Source organism: Mycobacterium sp. E1715, assembly GCF_001667625.1.
In the GTDB taxonomy this organism is placed as follows: Bacteria; Actinomycetota; Actinomycetes; order Mycobacteriales; family Mycobacteriaceae; genus Mycobacterium.
Map to the genome: position 1 here is coordinate 1 of NZ_LZJJ01000275.1, position 2,589 is coordinate 2,589.

Below are 2,589 nucleotides of genomic sequence, written 5' to 3' on the forward strand. Positions count from 1 at the left end.
GACCGACTCCGGAGCGAGCAGGTAACCGCCCCAGCCCGGCGGCACCGGGATCTGGTCTTGGTCGGCGAACCGCGCGGTCACCTCGGCCAGCTGGTCGAGGAGCGCCGCGCGCGACTCGATCGGCTGAGACTGCTGCGATGCCCACGCGCCCAGTTGCGAGCCGCGCGGCCGCTTGGACCAGTAGTCCTCGGTGTCCTGCCGGGTGACCTTGCTCACCGGCCCCCGAAGGTGCACCTGCCGCCCCAGTTGGTACCAGGGAAACGTCGCCGACGCGTACGCGGTAGCGGCCAAATCGGCGCCCTTGGCCGAGTCATAGTTGGTGAAAAATGTGATCCCCGACTCGTCCACGCTCTTGCACAACACCGATCGACTCGCCGGCCTGCCGTCGGCGACGGTGGCCAGCACCATGGCGTTGGGCTCGGCGACGCCGGACCGCTCGGCGTCATCGATCCATTTGCGCAGCAAGGCAACCCAACCGTCGTCGAGCCAATCCGCGTCGAGATCGGGACTGCCGTCCTTTTCCACCGATCCGTATTCCACGCGCATCCTTTGCAGGTGCTCGGAGTCTGGTCCTGCCATCGCGCCAACGCTACCGGGGCTTGCTACCGGCCGGTAGCGTCCGCCCGAGGGTGGGGTGCGAGAATTTTGCCTATGACTGTGGTCCCCGAAGACTTTGTTCCCGGCCTCGAAGGCGTGGTCGCCTTCACGACCGAGATCGCCGAGCCGGATAAGGACGGCGGTGCACTGCGCTACCGCGGAGTCGACATCCAAGACCTGGTGGACCAGCAGGTCACCTTCGGTGACGTGTGGGCCCTACTGGTCGACGGCAAGTTCGGCCACGGATTGCCGCCCGCCGAGCCGTTCCCGCTGCCCATCCACACCGGCGACGTGCGCGTCGACGTGCAGGCGGGCCTGGCGATGCTGGCCCCGATCTGGGGCTACCGGCCCCTGCTCGACACCGACGACGCCACGGCGCGCGACCAGCTGGCCCGGGCGTCGGTGATGGCGTTGTCCTACGTCGCGCAGTCCGCCCGCGGCATCTACCAGCCGGCCGTTCCGCAGCGAATTATCGACGAATGCTCAACTGTGACAGCACGGTTCATGACGCGCTGGCAGGGCGAGCCGGATCCGCGGCACGTCGAAGCGATCGACGCCTACTGGGTGTCGGCCGCCGAGCACGGCATGAACGCCTCGACGTTCACCGCGCGCGTGATCGCCTCGACCGGCGCCGACGTCGCGGCGGCGTTGTCCGGGGCGATCGGGGCCATGAGCGGACCGCTGCACGGCGGCGCCAATCAGGCGGTGCTCGAGATGCTCGAGCAGATCCGCGAAAGCGGCGACGACGTCAGCGAGTTCGTCCGCAAGGTGAAGAACCGCGAAGAGGGCGACAAGCTGATGGGCTTCGGGCACCGGGTCTACCGCGCGGAGGACCCGCGGGCGCGGGTGCTGCGCGCGACCGCCGAGCGGCTCGGCGCACCACGCCACGAGGTCGCGGTCGCCCTGGAGCAGGCCGCCCTGGCCGAGCTGCGCGAGCGCCGCCCGGACCGGGCCATCGAGACCAACGTCGAGTTCTGGGCGGCGGTGATCCTGGACTTTGCCCAGGTCCCGGCCAACATGATGCCCGCGATGTTCACCTGCGGGCGCACCGCGGGATGGTGCGCGCACATCCTCGAGCAGAAGCGGCTCGGCAAGCTGGTTCGCCCGTCGGCCATCTACGTGGGACCGGGCCCGCGCAGCCCGGAGTCCGTCGAGGGTTGGGACCGCAGCCTCACCCACGCCTGAGGCAGGACCGCTGTCGGCCGTTGCGCGCGAGCGTAACGGCATCGCGAATTTCGGCTCAATTCTTCGCACCGGCGCTACGCTCGCGTGCGCTTGTTGTCGGTGCCCGGCGATTAAATGAGTGTCGCCGCGATGAGTTTGTGTCGCGGGCGCAGTCATAACTCGCGAGCCTGCCCGCTTCGGGCCGGCCTGGGAACCGACAGCAAGGAGAACCACAATGGCGATCAATATCGAGCCGGCCCTGTCCCCGCACCTGGTGGTCGACGACGTGGCCGCGGCGATCGACTTCTACGTCAAGGCCTTTGGCGCCGAGGAGATCGGGCGGGTGCCCCGCCCGGACGGGAAACTCGTCCACGCCGCGGTGCGCATCAACGGCTTTCTGGTCATGCTCAACGACGACTTCCCCGAGGTGTGTGGCGGCAAGTCGATGACGCCCAAGTCCTTGGGCGGCACCCCGGTGACCATCCACCTGACGGTCACCGACGTCGACGCCAAGTTCCAGCGGGCGCTGGACGCGGGCGCCACCGTCGTCGCTCCGTTGGACGATCAGTTCTGGGGTGACCGCTACGGCGTGGTCGCGGACCCGTTCGGCCACCACTGGTCGATGGGACAGCCGGTCCGCGAGGTCGGCTACGACGAGATCCAGGCGGCGATGGCCGGGCAGGGCGCCGGCTAGCCGAGCAGGCGGTCCAGCAGCCGGCGCCGCGGCGGCGGCCCGGCGGCGGCAGCGGCGGCGAGCATGTCGGCGACCTCGGTGAATTTGGCTCGCGGCCGACCGTCGGCGCTGCGGGTGGCGGCCTCGGCGGCGTC

Annotated in this window: 3 protein-coding genes; 2 read left to right on the plus strand and 1 reads right to left on the minus strand. The window is 69.6% G+C overall.

The annotated features are described in order from the left end of the window. A partial coding sequence (pdxH, locus tag A9X03_RS14155) for a pyridoxamine 5'-phosphate oxidase (protein ID WP_068261589.1) occupies positions 1-579 on the minus strand: 579 nt, incomplete at its 3' end. Between the two features lie 72 nt (positions 580-651). Between pdxH and A9X03_RS14160 the strand changes: the two genes are divergently transcribed. Both A9X03_RS14160 and A9X03_RS14165 read left to right on the plus strand, forming a co-directional pair. After that, the gene (locus A9X03_RS14160; RefSeq protein ID WP_068261584.1) at positions 652-1,782 is read left to right on the plus strand and encodes a citrate synthase 2; all 1,131 of its coding nucleotides are present in this window, start codon (positions 652-654) and stop codon (positions 1,780-1,782) included. A gap of 214 nt (positions 1,783-1,996) precedes the next feature. Further along, positions 1,997-2,455, plus strand: coding sequence for a VOC family protein (locus tag A9X03_RS14165; RefSeq protein WP_068261586.1), 459 nt, complete (start codon positions 1,997-1,999; stop codon positions 2,453-2,455). Positions 2,456-2,589 lie beyond the last annotated feature (134 nt).